Source organism: Bacteroides sp. MSK.20.12 (assembly GCF_019052435.1).
In the GTDB taxonomy this organism is placed as follows: domain Bacteria; phylum Bacteroidota; class Bacteroidia; order Bacteroidales; family Bacteroidaceae; genus Bacteroides; species Bacteroides xylanisolvens.
The window spans coordinates 86,442-106,440 of sequence record NZ_JAHQVH010000009.1; the positions used below are offsets into that span (position 1 = coordinate 86,442).

At 37.1% G+C, this 19,999-nt stretch carries 27 protein-coding genes and 2 pseudogenes; 20 read left to right on the plus strand and 9 right to left on the minus strand.

Annotation, left to right across the window (positions count from 1 at the left end; genetic code table 11):
• Positions 1 to 52: 52 nt before the first annotated feature.
• The 5 genes and pseudogenes from KTR06_RS07155 to KTR06_RS24730 form a co-directional block, all read right to left on the minus strand.
• Entirely contained in the window at positions 53 to 364 is a 312-nt protein-coding gene (locus KTR06_RS07155; protein ID WP_217290129.1) for a hypothetical protein, read from the minus strand.
• A gap of 173 nt (positions 365 to 537) precedes the next feature.
• A pseudogene (locus tag KTR06_RS07160) lies at positions 538 to 1,750 on the minus strand (AAA family ATPase); the annotation flags it as partial.
• Positions 1,751 to 1,827: 77 nt separating this feature from the next.
• The gene (locus KTR06_RS07165) at positions 1,828 to 2,445 is read right to left on the minus strand and encodes a DsbA family protein (RefSeq protein WP_004313318.1); all 618 of its coding nucleotides are present in this window, start codon (positions 2,443 to 2,445) and stop codon (positions 1,828 to 1,830) included.
• 269 nt (positions 2,446 to 2,714) lie between these two features.
• On the minus strand, positions 2,715 to 4,961 hold the full coding sequence (locus KTR06_RS07170; RefSeq protein ID WP_217290130.1) for a hypothetical protein: 2,247 nt from the start codon (positions 4,959 to 4,961) through the stop codon (positions 2,715 to 2,717).
• Positions 4,962 to 5,332: 371 nt separating this feature from the next.
• Positions 5,333 to 5,566: pseudogene (locus KTR06_RS24730) on the minus strand (hypothetical protein); the annotation flags it as partial.
• Between the two features lie 326 nt (positions 5,567 to 5,892).
• On the opposite strand from KTR06_RS24730, the gene KTR06_RS07180 reads away from it, so the two are divergent.
• The 11 genes from KTR06_RS07180 to KTR06_RS07230 all read left to right on the plus strand — a co-directional run bounded on the left by KTR06_RS07180 (position 5,893) and on the right by KTR06_RS07230 (position 10,995).
• Positions 5,893 to 6,354: an SMI1/KNR4 family protein gene (locus KTR06_RS07180; protein ID WP_008025556.1), complete on the plus strand. Its 462-nt coding sequence runs from the start codon at positions 5,893 to 5,895 to the stop codon at positions 6,352 to 6,354.
• Between the two features lie 77 nt (positions 6,355 to 6,431).
• Complete coding sequence (gene imm45 / locus KTR06_RS07185; RefSeq protein WP_008025557.1) at positions 6,432 to 6,773, plus strand: Imm45 family immunity protein; 342 nt, start codon at positions 6,432 to 6,434, stop codon at positions 6,771 to 6,773.
• Between the two features lie 84 nt (positions 6,774 to 6,857).
• Complete coding sequence (locus tag KTR06_RS07190; RefSeq protein WP_008025559.1) at positions 6,858 to 7,325, plus strand: macro domain-containing protein; 468 nt, start codon at positions 6,858 to 6,860, stop codon at positions 7,323 to 7,325.
• A gap of 75 nt (positions 7,326 to 7,400) precedes the next feature.
• Positions 7,401 to 7,931, plus strand: a complete 531-nt coding sequence (locus KTR06_RS07195; protein WP_008025562.1) for a hypothetical protein — start codon at positions 7,401 to 7,403, stop codon at positions 7,929 to 7,931.
• Positions 7,932 to 7,978: 47 nt separating this feature from the next.
• Positions 7,979 to 8,278: a hypothetical protein gene (locus tag KTR06_RS07200; RefSeq protein ID WP_118160708.1), complete on the plus strand. Its 300-nt coding sequence runs from the start codon at positions 7,979 to 7,981 to the stop codon at positions 8,276 to 8,278.
• A gap of 38 nt (positions 8,279 to 8,316) precedes the next feature.
• Complete coding sequence (locus tag KTR06_RS07205) at positions 8,317 to 8,646, plus strand: hypothetical protein (RefSeq protein WP_008025567.1); 330 nt, start codon at positions 8,317 to 8,319, stop codon at positions 8,644 to 8,646.
• An 89-nt stretch (positions 8,647 to 8,735) separates the two neighbouring features.
• Positions 8,736 to 9,164: a hypothetical protein gene (locus KTR06_RS07210; RefSeq protein WP_008025569.1), complete on the plus strand. Its 429-nt coding sequence runs from the start codon at positions 8,736 to 8,738 to the stop codon at positions 9,162 to 9,164.
• A gap of 101 nt (positions 9,165 to 9,265) precedes the next feature.
• Positions 9,266 to 9,640: a hypothetical protein gene (locus KTR06_RS07215; RefSeq protein WP_032812093.1), complete on the plus strand. Its 375-nt coding sequence runs from the start codon at positions 9,266 to 9,268 to the stop codon at positions 9,638 to 9,640.
• Between the two features lie 68 nt (positions 9,641 to 9,708).
• Positions 9,709 to 10,110, plus strand: a complete 402-nt coding sequence (locus tag KTR06_RS07220; protein WP_008025573.1) for an SMI1/KNR4 family protein — start codon at positions 9,709 to 9,711, stop codon at positions 10,108 to 10,110.
• A 77-nt stretch (positions 10,111 to 10,187) separates the two neighbouring features.
• Entirely contained in the window at positions 10,188 to 10,502 is a 315-nt protein-coding gene (locus KTR06_RS07225; RefSeq protein WP_008025575.1) for a hypothetical protein, read from the plus strand.
• Between the two features lie 61 nt (positions 10,503 to 10,563).
• Complete coding sequence (locus KTR06_RS07230) at positions 10,564 to 10,995, plus strand: hypothetical protein (protein ID WP_008643520.1); 432 nt, start codon at positions 10,564 to 10,566, stop codon at positions 10,993 to 10,995.
• A gap of 180 nt (positions 10,996 to 11,175) precedes the next feature.
• On the opposite strand, the gene KTR06_RS07235 is transcribed toward KTR06_RS07230, so the two are convergent.
• Positions 11,176 to 11,397 carry a hypothetical protein gene (locus tag KTR06_RS07235; protein WP_049702484.1) on the minus strand — a complete coding sequence of 74 codons (222 nt, stop codon included), beginning with the start codon at positions 11,395 to 11,397 and terminating at the stop codon, positions 11,176 to 11,178.
• A 177-nt stretch (positions 11,398 to 11,574) separates the two neighbouring features.
• Here KTR06_RS07235 and KTR06_RS07240 point away from each other — a divergent pair, with 177 nt between their 5' ends.
• From KTR06_RS07240 to KTR06_RS07260, 5 genes are all read left to right on the plus strand, one after another.
• On the plus strand, positions 11,575 to 12,087 hold the full coding sequence (locus KTR06_RS07240) for a hypothetical protein (protein WP_049702483.1): 513 nt from the start codon (positions 11,575 to 11,577) through the stop codon (positions 12,085 to 12,087).
• A 134-nt stretch (positions 12,088 to 12,221) separates the two neighbouring features.
• Complete coding sequence (locus KTR06_RS07245; protein WP_227237032.1) at positions 12,222 to 12,662, plus strand: hypothetical protein; 441 nt, start codon at positions 12,222 to 12,224, stop codon at positions 12,660 to 12,662.
• Between the two features lie 19 nt (positions 12,663 to 12,681).
• On the plus strand, positions 12,682 to 13,020 hold the full coding sequence (locus KTR06_RS07250) for a hypothetical protein (RefSeq protein ID WP_004313330.1): 339 nt from the start codon (positions 12,682 to 12,684) through the stop codon (positions 13,018 to 13,020).
• A 10-nt stretch (positions 13,021 to 13,030) separates the two neighbouring features.
• On the plus strand, positions 13,031 to 13,564 hold the full coding sequence (gene lepB / locus KTR06_RS07255; protein WP_049703322.1) for a signal peptidase I: 534 nt from the start codon (positions 13,031 to 13,033) through the stop codon (positions 13,562 to 13,564).
• A gap of 38 nt (positions 13,565 to 13,602) precedes the next feature.
• Entirely contained in the window at positions 13,603 to 14,091 is a 489-nt protein-coding gene (locus tag KTR06_RS07260) for a hypothetical protein (protein WP_049703321.1), read from the plus strand.
• On the opposite strand, the gene KTR06_RS07265 is transcribed toward KTR06_RS07260, so the two are convergent.
• Both KTR06_RS07265 and KTR06_RS07270 read right to left on the minus strand, forming a co-directional pair.
• Positions 14,074 to 14,619, minus strand: a complete 546-nt coding sequence (locus tag KTR06_RS07265) for a hypothetical protein (protein WP_049702482.1) — start codon at positions 14,617 to 14,619, stop codon at positions 14,074 to 14,076. The genes KTR06_RS07260 and KTR06_RS07265 overlap by 18 nt on opposite strands.
• 6 nt (positions 14,620 to 14,625) lie before the next feature.
• Entirely contained in the window at positions 14,626 to 15,012 is a 387-nt protein-coding gene (locus KTR06_RS07270) for a hypothetical protein (RefSeq protein ID WP_008643529.1), read from the minus strand.
• A gap of 937 nt (positions 15,013 to 15,949) precedes the next feature.
• Between KTR06_RS07270 and KTR06_RS07275 the strand changes: the two genes are divergently transcribed.
• The 4 genes from KTR06_RS07275 (at position 15,950) to KTR06_RS07290 (ending at position 18,695) form a co-directional block, all read left to right on the plus strand.
• Positions 15,950 to 16,669 (plus strand): WGR domain-containing protein, encoded by a 720-nt coding sequence (locus KTR06_RS07275; RefSeq protein ID WP_008643530.1) that lies wholly within the window; start codon positions 15,950 to 15,952, stop codon positions 16,667 to 16,669.
• A gap of 109 nt (positions 16,670 to 16,778) precedes the next feature.
• A complete protein-coding gene (locus tag KTR06_RS07280; RefSeq protein ID WP_217290131.1) occupies positions 16,779 to 17,369 on the plus strand; it encodes a hypothetical protein in 591 nt (196 codons plus the stop codon).
• Positions 17,370 to 17,475: 106 nt separating this feature from the next.
• Positions 17,476 to 17,943 carry a macro domain-containing protein gene (locus KTR06_RS07285; RefSeq protein ID WP_008025599.1) on the plus strand — a complete coding sequence of 156 codons (468 nt, stop codon included), beginning with the start codon at positions 17,476 to 17,478 and terminating at the stop codon, positions 17,941 to 17,943.
• Between the two features lie 179 nt (positions 17,944 to 18,122).
• Positions 18,123 to 18,695 (plus strand): GrpB family protein, encoded by a 573-nt coding sequence (locus KTR06_RS07290; protein WP_009039877.1) that lies wholly within the window; start codon positions 18,123 to 18,125, stop codon positions 18,693 to 18,695.
• A gap of 101 nt (positions 18,696 to 18,796) precedes the next feature.
• On the opposite strand, the gene rsgA is transcribed toward KTR06_RS07290, so the two are convergent.
• Entirely contained in the window at positions 18,797 to 19,885 is a 1,089-nt protein-coding gene (gene rsgA, locus KTR06_RS07295) for a ribosome small subunit-dependent GTPase A (protein WP_118407525.1), read from the minus strand.
• Positions 19,886 to 19,999 lie beyond the last annotated feature (114 nt).

A 19,999-nucleotide genomic window follows, 5' to 3' on the forward strand; every position in this document is an offset into this window, starting at 1 on the left:
AGGAGGACAGATTGAAGGTCAATCTATCTCCTTTGAAAATATGATTATGTAATCAAGCGACGGGAGGTCCGCGTAAGTGATGCGAATAAGTTCGTTTGCAAACAACCTTATCCTGATAAATAACCGGCTCGTATGGGACGAGCGTCAATGTACAATGAAATTCTACCGGTTGAGGTTCCGTAAAAAGAGAAAGGGAGTATTTACATATCGCACAATCATCAGAAGGATTATGGGAATGTTTTGCATGGGAACATGATGTCTCATCTTCACTTCCATGATAGTGAAAGGTTTTCACCACAAAGAAGGGAATGAATGTCATCAACAACACCCACGCTATTACCTTTATGTCTCTCTTTTGATACATTCTCCCTCTATTGATAATATAGAATAGCGAGGACAAATATAGATGTATGAAAGAGAAGGTGCAAATTATCAGGCTTAATATGTGTTATCGTGAACGATCAAAAAGAATCAATAACACACCCTATTCGATTTTAATCTCTTTCAATGCCAAAATGGAGATATACACAACTATGCCAATAGAATATTACGCATTATTTTATCAGGAAAAGCCATATAATATTTATCTTTTAAAGTTATCACTCCATAAAAGAATAAAATAATAGGATAAAATCTTATATCAAAAACTCTCTGTTTATCAAGCTTCTTTGAGAGGTCAGAGAAATTATAAGGCAACTCATCATCAATAATCAATGCATCCAACATCGCTTTCGCGTTATCCAGTGAAAGGGTAAGCCGACGAATCCAATTAATATCGGTACGTAGATTTTCATCCACCAGTTCGTCGGGAATACTACCGGCATTGGCCGCAAACTTCTTGAAGAAATAAGTCAAGATAGTAGCATTGAACAACCGGTCACCATTGGGACGGAAACGATAACCATCATAGTTACTTACAATTAGCTGCCAGATTTCATCAAAACGTTCTTGTCCTGTGGAGTATTTATCAAGTACATAACGCAGATATGTCTCTGTCTCTTCGTATGTAAACCCGAGCATATTCAGAAAATTAGGTTCAAGAGTCAATATCTCTGCTATATTATATCCACTGGTCAAATCATCCATCGTAACAGGTAATACACCTGTACAGAAACAGGTACGGATACTCCCCTCACCTATTCCGGCTTTTATCACTTTAAAGAAAGTACGCAAAAAAACTGTCATTCGTCGTCACTTCCTCATAAAGCGGATCGTTGTATGCTGTAAGCAACTGATTAGTGAAGTTATCATATTCATCAATCAATAGATAAACTTTTGGAAATTCATGAGAACGGGCATAATTAAGAACTTCTTCCAACATTTTGGAAGCGTCTCCCCGAGTAGTAAACTGAAAATCACCGAACAAATCTCTGTTATGCTCTACCATCACATCTACCGGACCACAGTTCAAATCATTAAAGTTTTGAGCCAATCCTTCAATAGTATCCGCCATTACCATTTTCGAAAAATCGTAGCGAATAATCATATAACTGTTATGCTCTTTTGTCGGATGGTTACCTATCCAGGTTCCCCCAAACAGTTCTTCAAACCGATGCGCTTTTGTACGGTCATAATAGCAAGCTAATGTAGAAACCAACAAACTTTTTCCAAAACGACGGGGACGGAGAAATACAGGAGCATTATAATCCTCTAATTTAGGAATATAATCAGTCTTATCAACATAATAAAAACCACGTTCACGCAAATCTATGAAATCCGCTACTGCATAAGGAATAGTTATTCTTGCCATAATCTTACTATTTTCTCTATATACAAACAAAGGTACAAAATTGTTAGCAAAAAGAAGGACAATTACTTATTATAATATTATTCTTCCTGTTTCCATACATAAAACACATTCCTTCCCGCCCCTCTCTTACGCAGTTTTCCCTCCTGAATAAAAGTATTCAAATCATCAACAGCTTTCAGCCGGGCTACTCCTGTCAGTCTGCTGTATTCTATGCGGGTGATTCCTCCATTCTTCTTCAAAAACTCCTGTAACATTTGAAGACGTTGTTCAATAGGTATCTCCGTTTTACTGACAGTACGTCCCGATTTGGGAACACGTTCAAGTCTCATTTCCCGTCTTACCTTCAATTTAAAATTTTTGGAAGTACGCAGGTGTACATTGTCAAAACAGATAGATTCAGAACGGATTTCTTTTTTAGTCATTACCTTCTGAGTGCATTTCAAAGAGACACTAAGATGTCCCAGCTCTCCAAGCTCCACAATATAGCCACGCGCCAAGAGACTACCAAGTTCATCTATTACAGCCCCCAACACCCCGTCAACCATATTCTGGGGAAAATGTTGATAACGTGACACACGTTCTATAAACTCTTTTTGGGAATAAGTCCCGCTCGGAACTATCCGCGCATGAAGGGGTTGCTTCTCGCCGGTATTCTGAACGTCCGGTGTCTCATACAAATCATAATACGCACTCATAAGCAGCTATATTTTATTGATTATCATTTATCATTTTCTTGCCTGATATTTAATCTCTCTTATACCAATCATTAGTTCTTGGCTAGCATATATTTATTCGTCTGACTATAGTGTAACTTGCATCTAACTATAGTTATTCTTTCGTCTGACTATAGTTAGACGAAAAAGTAACTATAGTCAGACGATTAGTTTATTGCATACAAAGATATACTTTATCGCAATACAACTTATAAATATTAGGAAGAAAAGATTCAGTTAACCGCTAGAAATTAATCACCCAACAGCAACTTAGTCACAGCAGCCGTATTCAATGCCCATTCACGGGTATATACTTCATCGGCTTCCGGTGTATCAGCCAACTTCAAACCCTGTGCTTGTGCTTTGATTGCCAACAGTTCGCCCACAGTGGTTTTGGCTTCCAGTTTATCCAGATACTTTTCAATAGTCTGTGTATCCAAAGAAAGAACCGTCTGTCCGCCGAAAGGAATTTCCAACCATACCACTTCCCGTTCCTTCACTTTCAGGACTCCGAAAACAAGTCCTTTCTGCACGCTTTGAGAAACTCGCACCTGATGCTGAACACAAGAAGGGTCATAAGCCACTCCGTTTCTCTCCGATATTTTCATCGGGTAAGCGGAGTTCATCCAACCTACCACCAGATTAGGAGAGATAGCCCCATTGCTATACGCATTGCAGGTGAAAGCAACATATTGCGCACCTACACGGCTCAAATCATTCAAATCCAATTCGATATACTCGGCAGTACCTTTCTTGTCGGGGATGCTTCGGATATCTCCGCTATGTTTAGCACCAATAGCTTTCAGATTGAAGTAGGAACATACTTCTGTCGTTGAGGGCAAAGCGATATGACAGCTCAAGTCCATATCCAAATGCTGTGCCGGAAGTCCCTTTCCCCATTGCATAAACAATCGAACTTTATCTCCTTCCACCGGGAAACGTGTACCCTGCAAGGCACAGGAAGTATCCTGAACCGTTTCGCTACGGTCACCGATAGACAATGGAATATGAAACAACATAGGATCAATATACATACTTGCGCTTCCACTTCCGGCACCCGCATTGGCAAAGCGGGTAGCAACAACCTCTTTACACAAATCCTGTACCTCTTTCACCATCTCTTTAAGCTGGTCTTCCATATAAAGACTCACCAAATAGTGAGGCTCTATCAAAAGCGCATTACCACCCAAAGGTTTCACCATTCTCTTATGTCCTTGCTCAAAGTAACTCTCCGCATACATACCCAAAGTGACCACCAAACGAGCCGGCAACAAATGAACGACTTCTTTAAATGCCGCCAACGTTTCTTCCGGACCGAACCAAAGCATATTGGCAAACAAGGAACGTGCAAACATACCCGGACGTTGCTTCAACAAAGCGAATGTCTGTGCCGCATCTGCTTTCAAACGGCTACGTTCCACTTCTCCCTGCCAAACTGTATATGCCTGACAGTAGAATACGTCCATCAACTCTTTCAAATTTTCGAATCCCGGTTTACGAGCATATTCCGCCAAACGCAATGCACGTATCATACGTACCCACATTTCCCTTTTCGAATGCATCATTTCACAAGACTTCTCCGGTGTCATCGCCAAATTGTTCAACCAAAGAGCCACCATTTTACACTCGCGACGGGTATATTTCAGTTTTAATTCTTCCCGCTTTGCCTGGGCAGCCGAACGGCTTTTATCCAAAGCATTGCACAGATGTGCATTGTTTCTACCCGCTTTACGAATGAGGGTCTTAGGCTCTATGATTTGTAAGAATCCGGTTTTCTTATACCACAAATAACGCAATATATCATTCGGAGCAGAGAAATAAATCTGCGCTTCCTGTGCCCTATCCTGCTCTACCAGTGTGTCGATCACCAGCATCAGAGTTTCTTTCATCTTGATTCCGACTGCCGGCAACGGAAGTTCAGCCAGCAAGATTTTCAAGCTGTCCGCTTGTGTTGCATCAAGAGCCGTACGTGATTCCAGCAAGTCACCAAAGAAAACATTCAGCTCTTTTTCCTGCCAAAGTTCCAACACTTTCAGTTTACTGGCTTGTCCGAAATATTCTGTAGATGCCGTTTCAAACGGAGTTCCGCAGAACGGACAACCGTTGTATCGTTCCAAGGGGAATGTATTATCAGGAATCACGTGTCCGCAAGATAGTTTCACACCTTTCTTACTATTGAACATATTAGCAAGCCATGTAATCCAATGATCCAAACGTGTTTCTCCGGTAGGTGTATCCCAGCCTTTCACCAATGGAGCCCAGTTGAGTGACACACCCAATACTTCTTTCATCACCTGAAGAATCTCCACCTGTTGTGCCGGATACAACTGATTGACAGCATGCAGCAACTCTTCGGATAAGCTATATCCCACTTTTCGAAGTTGAGCAACCAATGTTACAGTAGTCGAAGTCAATGCTTCGCGCTTTTCTGTTCCTTCTATCGCTGGCAAATAAATTGCATGTTGCCTGATAGATACTTTCAACAAATCTTTTTTCATACGTTGTATTTTTTAAGTAAGGTAATCGGAAGACTGTGAATCAATGGTGCATTCCTGCGGTTTTGAAGTAAGTCTTCCTTGACCTTAGTTTATAAAAAAGAGGTAGAACAGGCCGGAGTCGAACCGACGACCGTAACTACCCACTGAGCTACTGCCCCTTTGCGAAACAGGAAAAACGGATAATCGTACTGGTATATTCTACCTAAAAGAGTGTGTTGAAGTAACCCGTACTTGACCTGTTTTCTTGTTTCTTCGACAAAGATAGATGCAGTGATGCGCAGTCTTTTTGCGTAACTCAAACTTTTTTTTCGGAAAAGGGGACAATCTCTATATGATTTAAAATATAAAGTATCTTGTTTTATATTTCTTGTTTAATAAACGCTGGCCGATTGAATAACAATCTTTTCCAGCAACTTCTGCATCTTTCCAATCACCGATTCTTTATCAAGCCCATATTCTGTCGCCATCACATCTTGAGCATTCTTGCCGTGGTCGAATTTCGCAAATACTGGGATTCCCATATTTTTCAATGTTTATTCGATACGCGCCATTGTCTCTACTACACCGAACTGGCTTTCATAAGTGTAAAGCAAGTTATTGGCTGCCAAAGGATGAAATTGTATAGGATAGAGGAAAAAACTAACAGATTCCTTTGTGAATAATTAGATAAAACCGTATTTTTAGAGGCATAATTATATACAGCAAAACAATATGAATATAATTTACTGATAAACAAAACATTAAAAGTCAGAATAAGAAATTATAGCATATAGTGTAAATTTATCAAATATTGTAATTGGATAGACAAGGAGACAACTTATAGGTAGTCATATAATATAGATAATATGCCTGATGAAATAAAGAATATAAAAACAACAGCGAAACATTAAATGACCGCTGTTAGCATAACGTTACAAGCAAATTAATAAATATGGAATATTTGAAATTAATAGAAGATAAAGAAGGCTTTGTTCATTGGGATGGTGCAACAGAACAAGAAATAGAATATGCAGAACAGGAATTAGGCATATCTTTCCCATTGCAATACAAAACTTTTTTATCTCAATGCGGAATGTGTAACTGGAGTGATGTTTGCATTTCGGGAATAGCGAAAGATTCAGAAATTATTTCATATCCTATAATTGAATTAACCAAGGAAATTCAAAAACAATTTCAATTATCTATGGATTGGATCGTTTTAAGTTATGAGGTAGGAGAATATCTCATTTTATATAAAATTCCAGTTGGTAATAATCTGAAAGATTCTTCTATTTGGGGAGCTGATGTATATTGGGAAGATGATACCCCCCATATGAGTAAACCTGTAAAATTATATGATTCATTTATGGATTACTTTAAGGAATTTCTTAAATATTCAGAAACTGAAAGCTAATCACGCTTGTAACAATCACCTTAACTGCTAAACGCAGTTAGTTGAACCCCATTATTCACCAAGAATAAAAAAATAAAATGGTTAAATTAATTAATTATACAGAATATCTTTCAAGAGGAGCAATCCTAAAATGTAAGGGTAAATACCCTTATGAAGATACCTTATATTTTATGGTAGCGGAGCAAATAGGCGTGCAAGCATATCAATTATGGACTATATCAGGATATTATGCAGGTATGATATTGCACAAATTACCTTCAGATGCTAATTATGAAACTTATGCAGTGAGCACTAAATGGCTTGTAGGAAATTGGCATGAGTGGGGATATATTGATTGTCCTCTTGAAGATGTTTGGGTAGTTGAAAATGAAGAACTATTTTCCAATCTTAATATCAAAATGTTAAATAGCTCTTATTAAATAGTGGTGGATAACAAGCGGATTAATCTCCATAAGGGTTGATTATCCGCCGGACATTATAAGCAACAGAAAAACGGAAACAATATGATAAAATACATTTCGGGAGATATATTACAGAGTAAAGATGAGTACATAGCACAAGGTGTAGCTGTTGGCTCACAAGAAGGATTAGGAACTGGGCTTGCCTTTAAGCTATCAAGTCAATCCCCTGAAATCCAAAAACTCTTTAAGAAGTACACACGAAACACTAAATTTCAAGCTGGCGATGTGTTTATAGGAGAAATCAAAGGTTTCTCTCCAGGTATAATTTACATCGCTACACAACCCGATATGTATCATGCGGAACTCACATATCTGAATAAAGGTTTGAAACGCTTGAAAAAAGTGTGCGAAAGCAGAGGTATCAAAACTGTGTCGCTCCCGAAAATAGGTGCAGGTTTGGGTAAGTTGGATTGGAATAGTGAGGTCAAACCTTTGTTTGAAAGTATTTTATCTGATTGTGAAACGGTATTCAATGTATATGAAGATTACAAGATTGAATACGAAATTTAGCTTATAACATGCACCTGCTCCGCCTAACGGCGGCAAGCTGCAACCCATTACCAATAATGCCATAAAATAATAAAAATGAATTTGAAAGATAAAACGTTAGATATTACAATTAAAGACTACTTGTTGTCAGGTGGCATTAAACATATTAATCCATATGCCGATTTTAAAATAAATGAATTTAAAAAGATGGCAACAGAAATATGGACAACGCCTGAGTCTGATTCAATAATTATTTCGATAAACATAAACAAAGTGACAACTTTTGAGATTGTATATGATAATAAAGATCATTATTATGTACACGATTCTTTAAATTTCAATATCGGGTTATTAAGAAATTTCCCCAAGTATGTACATAGATTAGGATTGTTTTACGCTAAAGAGCTTGAAAAATCAGAATACATGAATAGCCTAAAAATTGTCGGTGAAGTATCAGACCAAGAGGAAAAGGTTTTATTCTTGAGCAATGGAGTTAATTTGCATTTTCTAAAAAGTGATAAAACAGATGATTATTTAATCATAAAAATCGTCCCTGATGGAGAAGAATACAGGAGTTCTATCAGGAAAATTTTTAGGGAAGTTAATCTATCGGTAACAAACAGATGAATTGCCCTAATGATCAATTATCCGCCAAACATTATCGGTTTAATAAAATGGAAAAGGAAGGAGTAATATATTGGCTCAAACCAGAAGAAGGCGGATTGAAAAATCTGCCGACTTATGAGTTGTGTTATGCTGTTACAGTTTTACCGCAAGTGGAGCCTTCAGCATGGAGCATTAAAATGTTTATTCTTGAGCCTGATAAATATGTAAGTGATTGCTTGGTCGCTTTTCTGGTTGATCATGCACCTCATGAAGTTTTAAATACCATAGAATCCGTAGATGTATATGCAGGCAATAAAAAAGTAGCCACTATAATATTAAAAACCGATAACAAACAGCAGACCGACTGAATAAGCGGAACGCTGCCAAACATTAATCGCTAAAAACAATGGCAAGTATAGAAGAATATAAAAAACGAATACAAGAATTTATATATTGTTTAGTCCGTAAAGACTATCAAGCCGTAAATAATCTAATGTTGGCTAATAGTGTGCCTATTCAAGATATACGGCGAGTTATAGAGGAATACGGTTGTACAATTATACCTCTACCTGTAAAAGCGTTTGATTTGGCATTGTCCTATCAAATTTCCGATAAACAGGTAGATATATACATTCCTCTATGGAGTGAAGAAGAAGGTCAAAGCGACCTCACTCTTTCGCTTTCTTGTTTCAAAAATGAGAATAAGATAAAAATAAATGACTTAGAGGTTTTGTAAAACGATTAACAAATGGCTTAACCGCCCCAAAAAGTCGGTTAGCCACTGACATTAGCAATAAAGTAAAACAAATAAAATATCATCAAATCATGCTAAGTAATAAAGTGATAGACTATTTGAATAAACAAGGTGTATATTCAGAAAAAGAAGATAAAGCATATAAAAAGGCTTTGATTGATTTAGGAATTGATTTAAATAGTGATTTTGCACTGTTTAATCTAAATACTACCGAAATAACATTTCGAGGACAATGTGGCGAAATCTATAATGTGTGTTGGTTTAAAATTTACTCTAATGATTTAAGTTATGGTATAGAAAGGCAAGCAGTGTTAGGCATTCCCTCCGAATACTTACCTCTTGATAGCTTTGAAGGTGAAGGCGGTTTTTTCTATAACCGTAATACAGGAGAAGTTCTTGAAATTGAATTGGGAGAGAAACTAATCAATTTTCAGAATGGAAAGTTGTCTCCACAATGGAAAGACTTCAATTCTTTTTTGGAATGGTATTTTGGATTATAATAAGTTATTGCTAACAAGCGAATGAACTGCCCTAACAATCAGTTATTCGCCAGCCATTATCGGTATTAAAATAATGAGAATAATCCAATTTCATATTATAGATGAAGAACTATGATAAAATGACTAAAAGAGCAGTAACTTTAAAAAGTAGTTATATGAGCAATGCCAAATGGTCTAAGTTACTAAAAGCTATTGCAGAATCAGATATTAAGTACATTGCAAGTGAAGTCCTTGCAAAAGATCTTGTGTGTGATACTCTTTGGCATATACTTCTTGCAGATTATCTTGGGAATGGGAAATACACAGCAGATGGCATAGCTGGGGCAATAAGGACTAAGAATATAGAATATGTCATTATCCCCTTTGAATCAATAAACGAATTATCCAGAATGAAAGATTTAATTGAAAAGATTGGGAAATTTGAATATGATATTGATAATGAAAAACTAATTATAAAAATATTTGGATACCGATAACACATAGCTAACCGACTGAATAAGCGGAACGCTGCCGGACATTAGTAACCATAAAAATAGCGAAGAATATGAAACAAAAACTTATAGAACGATTGAGTACATTTCTCAATAAACATAAAATGCGTGGTACTCCCGCTACGGACGAACAAATAGAACAAGCCGAAAAAGTGTTGAATGTAAAGTTTAGTTCTGACTATATTGATTTTATCAAACACTTTGGTCGTGCTTGGGCAGACATTGAAATTTTTGCTTTTGAAGGTAATGAAACTGTTGTAGGTTATACTCAATCTTTGAGAGAAGTTCATGCGGAAACTTCAGAAAACTATGCTGTTGCAGATGATGGAGCAGGAAATCCAATTATGATTAATCCTAAAGGAGAAGTGCTAATATTTTATCATGATAATGGAGAGAATGAAATTTTAGCTTCATCACTTGAAGTTTTTATAGAAGAGAACTTTGAAGAATGGTGAAATGGGTTACTAACAAACAGCATACCGCTTAAAGCGGCACGCTGTCAAGCATTAGCATATCACTAATCAAATTAAGAATGAAAGTAAAACAACAGATAATAAACTTCTATCAGATACTTAAAGAGTTACCTGATAACGAAGAATATAATGTAGAAGGCATTAGAAATAGAGTTTCGATGAAAGCTGATAATCTATTATTTACTTTGGACAACAAGGGTAATCAAGGTATAGATATAGATGCAAAAATATTCTCTTTCTTATCTTTTGTAAAAGGCTATGATATGCCAAGATTTGAGGATAACTATTACCTATTCACAAAAGAAGATTTGGACAGGGAATATAAAGCATTAGGAGATATAGAATCATTAAATGGAAATGAAATAGATTGCTAACAAACAGATAAAGCACCTTAATATTCGATTATTTGCCGAACATTACCAACAGAGTAAAAAAATGAAAGTATATAGAATAGCAATAAATATGATTAAGCAAACCAAGATTTTAAAATTTATAATCCCTATTGTAGTATTCATTCTATTGTATGCTGTCTCAACAATTAGAAATAACAATGTAAGAAAAGATGGCATATATTCTATCGTAACTCTTGTCAAATACGGTTCTGCTTATAGAGGGCAAAGTGCAAAATATGAATTTATATATAATAAGACTTTATATGAAGGAAGTTTTTTTATATCATTTGCCGAGAGTAAAAACACTCCAATCGGAACCCGTTACTTTGTAACATTCTTAGCCAAAGCCCCCGACCGACATCTTATATTAGACAGCGTACCATCTTGGTTTACTCTAAAAGCACCAGATAAAGGATGGAAAACATTACCTACACAAAAACAACTACGAATAATGATGAAAGATAGCTTGAATTAAAATGCTGCCACCGGACATTAACTTGATAATAAATAAACGAAAAATGAAACAGAAATACTATATAATCAAACTCTTATTGAAAATATGGTTTGGAATATTATGTATTAGTCTATTGTGTACCACGGGTATTCTTTGGCTAAGGACTCAAAACATAAAACCTGTACCAGATATGGATACTTCTTATAGAGGCATGGCATTGGCTTGGTCAATTTTGGGAATTTTGGCATTATCTATCGGAGCAATCACTTTGTTCTTGAACTGCTTTGCAAGAGTTAGAAACAGTATACTGTATAGTTCTCTATCATTTTTTCTTATCCCTATTTTGATGATTTTATTTTCTGGAACAATGTGCTTGTATGATACTACAATACCATTTTTACTTTGTTTATTGGTGTCATACATATTGTTTAGAAATAAAATAATACAGAAAACAAGCGGATGAATCGCCCTGATGGTCGATTAGCCACCAGACGTTATCAGAATATATATGATAAAAATCAGAGTATAGGATTGAAGCACATAACGTATATTTGCAGTCTACTTCAATGAAATAGATGAAATCATAAAAGTAATTTGAATATGAAACACTTTAAAATAATAACGATGGGAATACTTGCCTCTATTCTGAGTTTACTGGGATGTGGATATGGAAACAAGCGAGCTACGCAGAGTGAGAGTATAAATCCTTATATTCCGGTAGCCGCACAGATTACAATGGATAAGTTGTCGGGCGTGCTGAAAAACGTACAGGCAGGACGAACGGAATATGATTTTACGGGTATCTGTGCCAATGGTGTGAATTGTATCTATTTCATGCTAGATAACGGAAAGTTCTACATTGATTTTGAAGCCATGAGCAAAGACCAACTTCCCTATCTGGATACATTGAAGCAGTTTGCCAAAGAGCATAATTACCCAATTATCGAAACGACCTATAACAACACGCCCATAGATTACGATCATGTGAAATTTGCTCCGGTTCTAAGCCTGAAAGTCAATGCGGATATTGACAGCATCGTTCATGTTGGAAAATTGATTGAACAAACCATTTTCAAGAATAACGATCAGACCATTTACGATATAGTGCCTTAGAGGGTATAAGGAGAATATAAAAGAATAATGATAAAATGAGAGATAAGGATTCCGGGAAAAAGATATTCTGGATTTACCCTACAAATAAGTTTGTTTGGGCAGGAGTTGTCATATGTAGTATATTCTGTGCATTTATGATCTACTTTTTATGTGTAGCCAATTTAAGTGAGAATAAAGTCCTCTTTATTTTCCTGTTGCCCATATCTTTGTCTATCCTGTTAATCTGTTGGGCACTACCCAGTAAGATTTTGCTTTGCGAAGATAGAATAGAAGCACGAAGCCTGTTCGGGAAAAGAAGCATCCAGGTGGATGAGATAAACTCGTGGGGAGTTGTGCAAATGTATAAGCCCTACCGTTGTAAAGAGGGTATTTATTCTTACATACCTGCCAAGTCATTCAAACCTTCCCGTAAAATAGAGGAGAACATGATTTTCTCGTATAGCCTGTTTTTATCCAATATTCCGCACTATGACGGGAAAAAGAAAAATTCGTCCCAAACAGATAAAACTATTTTTGTCAGTTATCGGAAAGAAGTGTATATTGCATTGGAAAAGTATCTGAAAGAAAAAAAATAATGTATTAATATTAGTATATATGAAAGAATTTGGAACTATCGGAGATTTAATCAATGCTTATAAAGCAATACCATGTGACGCTTATATCTATTGCTCAAAAAGTGTTATTGAAACAGAGAACTTGGAGAATGGCAAATATTTAGTCATTGAATCGGAAGAAGAGGATGGATATGTGGAAACAGAAGATGGTGAAGTCCCCAAACAAGCATACGATTTGGGCATGAGTTCGTTGGTCGATGTTGAAACATTTAAGGATATATTGAGCTTTCAATATAAATTGAATCCCAAAACATTATACAAAGATTGTATAAAGGCTATTGAGTATTATCTAAGTAATGATGATTTTCTGGATGAATGAAATCAATCTTATGAAAAAGTTATTGTATTTGCTTGTCATGCTATTGATATTGGCGGCATGTAACCCAAAAGTTGAATTGACCAGTGCCGGAATGTACCCGAACTATCAAGTGGGTGAAATAGTAAATCTTATTCCGGTGGATTCTCTGACTTATGGGGACGTAATCGCATATCATTCATACATTCCCGGCTTTCAGGAAAGGGCATTTAAACGAATTGTCGGACTACCGGGCGATACTGTCCGCTTTCAGGATCAGCAATGTATCGTGAACGGCAAAAAGTGTGAATGGGTATTCATACGGAAACTTTTCTATGAAGAAGATGAATGTGAAGAGTATTGCGAAAGTCTGCCCAATGGCATGAAGGTGAACATCTGTAAAAGCGTTGTACCCATAGATTCGGCAACGGCTACCACGACTGCGGTTGTCGTCCCGGCGGGCAGCTACTTCGTTGCGGGGGATTACAGGGGCGGCTCGATTGACAGCCGTTCGCAAGGATGCGTAGCTGCGGATTCAATTATCGGGAAAGGTGTAAAAAGAAAGTAAGTACAGGGCTTTAGTTCCGATTTATTATGCTGAATACAATGAATATAAGAATCATTTCATTTATCTGTGCAGGATTGGTCGCAGCAAGTTGCGTGTCCTCACTCTGTTTCTATGATTATTTTGCCAACGATGGCACTACCAGCAATCCCATCTATTGGATTTTCGACTTTTTTCAGTTATCCATACTGCTGGGACAAGCCGGAATAGGCGTTTATACTATCAATGTGCTCCTACGGCAGAGGAAAGAAGCCATTTCTTCTCTAGGATATTTTGCGGCTCACGTATTTCTGCAAAATATAACTCCCTTGCTCCAAGCATGGTCTGCGGCTGTCATTACGGAATATCCGCAATGGTTGCTGATGAGTCAGGTCGGTTTTAGCATTGTTCTTTTTCTTACTTTGCTAATCATCCAGCCTGCATCTTTATTCAAAAAGTCGGAATATATCCCCTGGCTGTTGATGGCTGCATTTTATATCAACTGCGTATATACGGCACTTACCGTCATCGGTTTAATTATTACCCTGTAATGATTGCATATAAACAGAATCCAGCACAGCACCTTCCCAATGAATAGCAGGCGGGTATTGTTTCCAACCTCTTTCCGGTGGGGACAGTACCCATGTGGGGACAAACTCGTCCCCCAAAGCCTTATTGTATTCAGGGTTGCTGACGGCATACCTCACTATGATGCGCAAAGGATTGCTGACACCCAAAAATTTGGGATATGTCGTTGTAGTATTATATTTCACCCCATCCACATAAAAACCGAACTGGCGTACCTTATGTCCCCCTTTAATGACACCCGACACTTTTTCATAAGTGGCTAAAGTGTATCGATTGCCTTCTGCCAACGCACGGGCTTTATGTATGCTATTGTACCATGTCCAGCCGGAACCTGACATTGCGAAAAGATATAAAAGGTAAATGGATAACGAAGTCTTTTTCCCATCCGTAGCCCACTGCTTTTTCAATAGCGAGCCTACTATCATAACAAAAGCCCCCACCCCTAACAGGGAGACACAAACCAAAACCGGAATATTCATGTACTCTATCATACTGTTTTAGAATATTCTTTTCTTCAAATAATATACCCATAAATCAATAGCTTTGCCGATAACGACACCAAAAACACTAAGTGCCAACGCTATGTAAGCTGCAACAATGAACGGTTGTTCGTCTATCCACTTATTGACAAGTACGGACATCCGGGAAAAGACACCACCCGCAACAGTCAGAACGATGGTCAGGGCAATATGTATCTCCACCAGCTTATCCTGTCTGTTTGAATCTATTTCGTCATCTTTTAAATACCTGACAAGCCACAGGCACGGAACAAACAGAAACAACATGAAAAATGCAATAATTACCATTTCTTCCCCGGAGATTTCATGCAATCCTCTGCCGAAAAAGCGAAAACCGAATATTATTGCTATACAGGAAGTTATCATTTATGCCACTATTTTTAGTTTGTATTCTTAATCGTACATTCTTTCTCAATAGCCTGACAATTCGTTTCCCGGCTATCCTAATTCTTACCACCGAAAGCGCATCTACGAAGAATAGAATTGTATCGGCTTTGTTACTAATAACTCCTGATTCATATAGGATTCTTTAGTTTACAAAGTTACGGATATGACAGGAAAAAGGCAAATTTAAATCAAGAAAAGATAATAAACACGCGGATATACGATATTGATAACAATAACAAACAGCACTTCAATCTACAAAGCAAGCATCCGGAGATACCTGTATCGTTTCAATAGAGATCAACAATTAGACTGATAGGTACTTTCAACTAATCTTTTTTCATACATTGTGTTTTAAGTAAGGTAATCGGAAGACTGTGAATCAATGGAGCATTCCTGCAGTGTTGAAGTAAGTCTTCCTTGACCTTAAGTTGATAAAAAGAGGTAGAACAGGCCGGATTCGAACCAGCAATATCCACCGTTAAGAAGTAAGCCCCGGTTGACCTCATTTCAGATAATCCCGAAGCTACTGTCCTACCTCTATATTTGTTTTTTTGTGGAGCAGGCTGGAGTCGAACCGACGACCGTCTCTACCCACTGAGCTACTGCCCCTTTACGAAACAGGAAAACAGATAATCGTACTGGTAATGTTCTACCTTAAAGAGTGTGTTGAAGTAACCCGTACTTGACCTGTTTTCTTATTTCTTCGACAAAGATAGGCGTAGTGGTGCGCAACCTTTTTGCGTAACTCAAACTTTTTTGCTGTTTTCTCGAAAAAATAGTAAAAAATGAATAAACAAGACTTATTTTGTAAAAATACAGAAGAAATACGAAGACATATAGGTGATAACTCAACAGTTTTCCTACTTTTGTGTATAGTAGAGACATTACTCTCTCCCAACAATAAACACACAATATTATGAAAAGAGCATTTATTTATAAAGATGAGAAATCTCATAAATTTTGGTGGATTGATTATAGTGGCTGTGATTTTGCTGTAAACTATGGTAAGTTCGACAGTATCGGTAAATTTGAAATCAAAGACTTCGATACAGAAGAAGAATGCCTGAAACAAGCAGAGAAACTTATTCACTCGAAAAAGAAAAAAGGATATGTAGAAGATGCCAACTTCGACTTCATGCACAGATTTTATATTGATTCCGAAGAATATGGTTTGCACCCCAAAACTTCTCATCCCCGATTTACCGAACACTTCACGGAAGAACTCTATTATGATTGCGTAGACGAAGAAGCACCTTTTGGTAGCGATGAGGGAAGTGATACGTTAGATTCTCTTGAAGAAACGATCAGAAAAAATCCCAAACTCAACTTTCTTGATTATCCCAAGTATCTGATAGAACACGACTGGGGCATGGAATATATTCCTGTTGAAAGTCTTGACCCCGAAGTGGTTAAAAAACTAGCTTCAAAGAAAGAAATGGATATGACACAAAGCGACATGGTGACTTACGCTACTGCCTTTGGACAAATAAAAATCACTGGGCGTCTCTCACCCAAATTACAAGAACAGGGAGTTAAAGCTATCAAAAGATTAGCTTTACTTTGGGGAAATGGGGTGACCGAGATTCAAAGCAGAATGATTGATGACTTACTTTCATTTCCTATTGATAAGGACTGATAATATGAAACTAATAGGTAGTAAATATATGAGAATAATAGAGATTAGGAACTACACTATGAGGTGTGGTTATTAACGCATTAGCAACAATCAAATCATTATCGTTATTATGGATATAGAAAGAATACTTAAAACAAGAGAAAATGCAATATACTACGGCATTGGTGAATACCAAAAAGACTGCTTTGGTTGGGTTGGTGGAAATGCTCCAGCTTGTTTTGATGATAAGTATTTATCGGACAAAGATAATCTCTATTTTTATCTAACATTTCAAAACCCTCTAAATCCGAACAAGCAAATATCTATTTTCACTCCGGATTTTGATATTGCATTGGAATATAACACATATCCCGATTGTAAATTGTTGTTGGTTGAACATGAATTAAGTAGCCAAAGTAAAAGTGATAGATATAAACACCCCGAAATAGATGAAATTTATTCAATATACGAAATGAGTACGGAAAAAGATATGCCTGAAAAAAATTGTGTAATCAAGTTTGGGGGTAACGTAATGCCTATTCAATGGGGATTAGATAATGATGGTAAAGTGGTTAAAGATGGAAATAGCTTCATTTTTCAAATCAACGAAATTTGCATGAAAGATATTTCCGTTTTCATGGCTGGCTGTATATATGTTTATGGAAAAATTGAAGGTAATAAAGTCACAAATCCATTTGTGGCATACTGGGAATATTCCTAATAACGATAAAATGATTAATTATTTCAAATAGGTTGCTAACAACGAAAGATAGCATCTGACGATGCTCCTTTCTAACCATTATAAGCAATAGAAAAACGGAAACAATATGATAAAATACATTTCGGGAGATATATTACAGAGTAAAGATGAGTACATAGCACAAGGTGTAGCTGTTGGCTCACAAGAAGGATTAGGAACTGGGCTTGCCTTTAAGCTGTCAAGTCAATTCCCTGAAATCCAAAAACTCTTTAAGAAGTACACACGAAACACTAAGTTCCAGGCTGGCAATGTGTTTATAGGAGAAATCAAAGGTTTCTCTCCGGGTATAATCTACATCGCTACACAACCCGATATGTATCATGCGGAACTCACATATCTGAATAAAGGTTTGAAACGCTTGAAAAAAGTGTGCGAAAGCAGAGGTATCAAAACCGTGTCGCTACCGAAAATAGGTGCAGGGCTGGGTAAGTTAGATTGGAATAGTGAGGTCAAACCTTTGCTTGAAAGTATTTTATCAGATTGTGAAACGGTATTCAATGTATATGAAGATTACAAGATTGAATACGAAATTTAGCTTACAACATACACCTGTCCTGCCTAACGGCGGCAAGCTGCAAACCATTATCAGCATAAAACATTAATACAAAAAAGAATGTTGATAATGAAATAGGAAATAAAAGAATTAATTGATTTTTGGCTGTAATTTATCTATATAGCTATGTCACCTATTATTAATAACAATTGCCACATGATATGGAACAAAAGAAATTAACTGAATTATCATTAGACGAGCTTTGGCAATTATTCCCCATAACCCTGACTGCACACCAAGACTATTGGACAGATTGGTATAAGGAAGAAGCGGAGTTGCTGAAAGAGAGACTTCCCTGTATTGAACGTATTAGCCATATAGGTAGCACAGCAATTAAAGAAATTTGGGCAAAGCCTACCATAGATATACTTGTGGAAATCCCAAGAGAAGAAAAAGTCGTCAATTTGAAAGGTACAATTGAAAGATGCGGCTATATCTGCATGGCAGAGAACGACAGTCGCATTGATTTCAATAAAGGTTATACATTACAAGGATTTGCTGAACGGGTATTTCATCTACACTTATGTTATGAGGGAGATAATGATGAATTGTATTTCAGAGATTATCTTCAAGCAAATACAGCTATTGCGAAAGAATATGAACGGCTTAAACTTGATTTATGGAAACAATATGAACATGACAGAAATATGTACACTTCCCACAAAGGTGATTTCGTAAAACAATATACACAGAAAGGGAAACTGCTTTTTACAGGCAGATACGACAATAAGTAATAAAAAAACTCTTCATAAATGTAAATCCCCAATAGATATAAGCTTAAGTTAGTATAACACGATGCAGGCATCCGGAGATACCTGCATCGTCTCAATAGAGATCAACGATTTGCCTTGCGGTTCTTCACTTCTTCCACGAGTTTGGTAAATGATTTTTCTTTTTTGCGTTTCTCATGTTCGGAAGCAGAAAAGTGCCACGCTTCCCGGCGAAGTTTCAGATAGCTCGCATAAACTTTATAATCTAATACACCACTGTTGACTGCTTCTAAAACAGCACAGCCCGGTTCGTTGATATGTTTGCAATCTTTAAAGCGACACAATTCAGCATAGTCAGAGATTTCCAACACTTCGGCAAGAGAATCGGGATTGTCAATGGCCAAGCCAAATTCACGGACGCCCGGAGTGTCGATTAAAACACCCGAACTGTCCATCAATACCATTTCACGACGGGTCGAAGTATGACGGCCTTTTCCTGTGGACAGGCTTATATCAGATGTGAGCAATACCGGCTTTTCACAAAGAGCATTCACCAAAGAGCTTTTCCCGACACCCGAAGAACCGACAAACACAACCGTTTCGCCTTCCGATATGGACTTCCGTAACCGGACAATTGTTTCGAGCTGATGAATACTCGTGAAAAATACGGGTATCTGACTGGAGATATGTTTTATTTGTTCCTCAACACTCTGTCTGTCAAATTCTAAATCGGCTTTATTAAGAACCAATACAGAGCTGATATTTTCCTCCATTATCTGAACCATAAAGCGTTCTACCCTGCGAACATTGAAATTATCATCAAGGCTCTGCACAATAAATGCCTTATCGACATAAGAAGCAATGGCCTGCTTATCAGCAACCGTGCCACTTTTCTTGCGATACAATGTCCGCTCACGAGGCAAACTATCAACTATAATCCCTTTATGTTCATCGAACGGTTGAAAAATGACCCAATCACCTGTACAAGGTAATTCATCATCCGATTTTCCATACATCATATTTCCCGTGAGTTCACACTGAAACAATCCGTTTCCGGAAATTACCTCGTAGCAAGTACGGTGTACAATGGAAACACGCCCATGAGCAAGGGCACTATATATTGATTCTTGTTTTAGCTGATTGAGTTTCTCATTCCAACCATAAATAGTTAGGTTATCGTCGGATTTGTGAATTGTTTGATTTTCGTTATTCATGATCTTAATATATAGAGCGCACACGTTGAAAAGCATAACAATGCTTTTCACACCATTGTACGCAAGTTAAAAATTGAATTTATAAAAACATAGAAAACACCCTCGAATGGAATC

Bases quoted from the DNA above. Each gene is read 5' to 3' on its own strand.
- KTR06_RS07155 (WP_217290129.1), bottom strand. From the start codon at position 364: ATGTATCAAAAGAGAGACATAAAGGTAATAGCGTGGGTGTTGTTGATG.
- KTR06_RS07165 (WP_004313318.1), bottom strand. From the start codon at position 2,445: ATGAGTGCGTATTATGATTTGTATGAGACACCGGACGTTCAGAATACC.
- KTR06_RS07170 (WP_217290130.1), bottom strand. From the start codon at position 4,961: ATGAAAAAAGATTTGTTGAAAGTATCTATCAGGCAACATGCAATTTAT.
- KTR06_RS07180 (WP_008025556.1), top strand. From the start codon at position 5,893: ATGGAATATTTGAAATTAATAGAAGATAAAGAAGGCTTTGTTCATTGG.
- imm45 (WP_008025557.1), top strand. From the start codon at position 6,432: ATGGTTAAATTAATTAATTATACAGAATATCTTTCAAGAGGAGCAATC.
- KTR06_RS07190 (WP_008025559.1), top strand. From the start codon at position 6,858: ATGATAAAATACATTTCGGGAGATATATTACAGAGTAAAGATGAGTAC.
- KTR06_RS07195 (WP_008025562.1), top strand. From the start codon at position 7,401: ATGAATTTGAAAGATAAAACGTTAGATATTACAATTAAAGACTACTTG.
- KTR06_RS07200 (WP_118160708.1), top strand. From the start codon at position 7,979: ATGGAAAAGGAAGGAGTAATATATTGGCTCAAACCAGAAGAAGGCGGA.
- KTR06_RS07205 (WP_008025567.1), top strand. From the start codon at position 8,317: ATGGCAAGTATAGAAGAATATAAAAAACGAATACAAGAATTTATATAT.
- KTR06_RS07210 (WP_008025569.1), top strand. From the start codon at position 8,736: ATGCTAAGTAATAAAGTGATAGACTATTTGAATAAACAAGGTGTATAT.
- KTR06_RS07215 (WP_032812093.1), top strand. From the start codon at position 9,266: ATGAAGAACTATGATAAAATGACTAAAAGAGCAGTAACTTTAAAAAGT.
- KTR06_RS07220 (WP_008025573.1), top strand. From the start codon at position 9,709: ATGAAACAAAAACTTATAGAACGATTGAGTACATTTCTCAATAAACAT.
- KTR06_RS07225 (WP_008025575.1), top strand. From the start codon at position 10,188: ATGAAAGTAAAACAACAGATAATAAACTTCTATCAGATACTTAAAGAG.
- KTR06_RS07230 (WP_008643520.1), top strand. From the start codon at position 10,564: ATGAAAGTATATAGAATAGCAATAAATATGATTAAGCAAACCAAGATT.
- KTR06_RS07235 (WP_049702484.1), bottom strand. From the start codon at position 11,397: ATGTATGACACCAATAAACAAAGTAAAAATGGTATTGTAGTATCATAC.
- KTR06_RS07240 (WP_049702483.1), top strand. From the start codon at position 11,575: ATGAAACACTTTAAAATAATAACGATGGGAATACTTGCCTCTATTCTG.
- KTR06_RS07245 (WP_227237032.1), top strand. From the start codon at position 12,222: ATGATCTACTTTTTATGTGTAGCCAATTTAAGTGAGAATAAAGTCCTC.
- KTR06_RS07250 (WP_004313330.1), top strand. From the start codon at position 12,682: ATGAAAGAATTTGGAACTATCGGAGATTTAATCAATGCTTATAAAGCA.
- lepB (WP_049703322.1), top strand. From the start codon at position 13,031: ATGAAAAAGTTATTGTATTTGCTTGTCATGCTATTGATATTGGCGGCA.
- KTR06_RS07260 (WP_049703321.1), top strand. From the start codon at position 13,603: ATGAATATAAGAATCATTTCATTTATCTGTGCAGGATTGGTCGCAGCA.
- KTR06_RS07265 (WP_049702482.1), bottom strand. From the start codon at position 14,619: ATGATAGAGTACATGAATATTCCGGTTTTGGTTTGTGTCTCCCTGTTA.
- KTR06_RS07270 (WP_008643529.1), bottom strand. From the start codon at position 15,012: ATGATAACTTCCTGTATAGCAATAATATTCGGTTTTCGCTTTTTCGGC.
- KTR06_RS07275 (WP_008643530.1), top strand. From the start codon at position 15,950: ATGAAAAGAGCATTTATTTATAAAGATGAGAAATCTCATAAATTTTGG.
- KTR06_RS07280 (WP_217290131.1), top strand. From the start codon at position 16,779: ATGGATATAGAAAGAATACTTAAAACAAGAGAAAATGCAATATACTAC.
- KTR06_RS07285 (WP_008025599.1), top strand. From the start codon at position 17,476: ATGATAAAATACATTTCGGGAGATATATTACAGAGTAAAGATGAGTAC.
- KTR06_RS07290 (WP_009039877.1), top strand. From the start codon at position 18,123: ATGGAACAAAAGAAATTAACTGAATTATCATTAGACGAGCTTTGGCAA.
- rsgA (WP_118407525.1), bottom strand. From the start codon at position 19,885: ATGAATAACGAAAATCAAACAATTCACAAATCCGACGATAACCTAACT.